At 64.7% G+C, this 1,073-nt stretch carries 1 protein-coding gene; it reads right to left on the bottom strand.

The genetic code is table 11. The features are described 5' to 3' along the window. Nucleotides 1-959: nSTAND1 domain-containing NTPase (locus tag FF36_RS31270; RefSeq protein ID WP_479686807.1), on the bottom strand; the 959-nt coding region annotated here is incomplete at its 3' end. Between the last annotated feature and the right edge of the window lie 114 nt (nucleotides 960-1,073).

Genomic DNA, 1,073 nt, shown 5'->3' with positions numbered 1-1,073 from the left:
CCGTCCGGCGTGAGCGCCACCCCGCTCACCGCGTCGAGGTGGTCGGTGAGACTCGCCTGCAATGTGTTGTCGGTAAGGATCGTCGCAATCTGGTCCATCGCGCCGACTCGTCCGTCGATTTCGTGCGCGGCGAGGTCAAGTTTGAGGGCCCTACGGGGGGTACTGGAAGGGAGGGCAGTTGCTTCGGTGATGAGTCTTTGCGCTACGGCAGTTCGCCGTTCCCGCTCTGTGGCCTTTCCCCGATCGACGGCGATATGCCATTGAACGAGTGCTATGAAAGCACCGGAGGTGACAAGTAGCAGCGCGCTCGTGAGCGCGGCGGTGAGTCGGCGGCGACGGCGTTGACCGTGTCGGCGGCTGATGTCGAGGAATATCCGGGCGATGGGGGTGAGTTCTGTCAGGTTGACAGCTCGCCTTGTTTCGGTGGCCCTGTCGAATTCCCAGAGGTAGTTGGTGGGCCGGCCATGGCGATTCCAGTCGGCAGCGGTGTCCTCGACCGCCGCCCTCAGCCGGAGACCATCGGCAGCCTGGCCGATTGCCGTGGCGAGCGGTGTCCACGCGGTGAAGATGTGTTCGTGGGCGATATCGACGACGGTCTGGCCGTTGCTGTTATTGACGGTAAGCAGACGGCGAGCGACGAATGGTGTCACCTCCCTCCCGGTCGAGTCGGACAGATGGTCGAGAGGTACCTGGCGGCGTGTGGGGCGGCCGTCGGCATCGACTGTGATCAGACGAAGCAGAGCGGTGAGGACCTCCTCGTCGGTGCTACCAGTCGCGGCGGTGGCTTCGGCGAGCGCCGCGTCGGCGTGGTCGACAAGCGCGCCGCGGACCCCGCCGGTCTTGTCGTACAGGGTGGCGGACAGCACTGTGGTGCCCGCCTCGCGGGCCTCCGAGTAGAGGCGCTGCAACGTGTACGCCAACAGGGGAAGCGCCTGTCCGTTGCCGGTGTCGGAGACCATACGCGCGACCAACTCGTCGGGGCGTGTCATGACGACTGTGTAAGCCGGAGGTGGACCAGGATCGATCTACCTTGATCGGGTAGGTTGGAAAGGGACACCGAATGACACAGAGCA

The organism is Frankia torreyi (assembly GCF_000948395.1).
GTDB lineage: Bacteria > Actinomycetota > Actinomycetes > Frankiales > Frankiaceae > Frankia > Frankia torreyi.
This window is presented reverse-complemented; position numbering and strand designations above follow the sequence as displayed.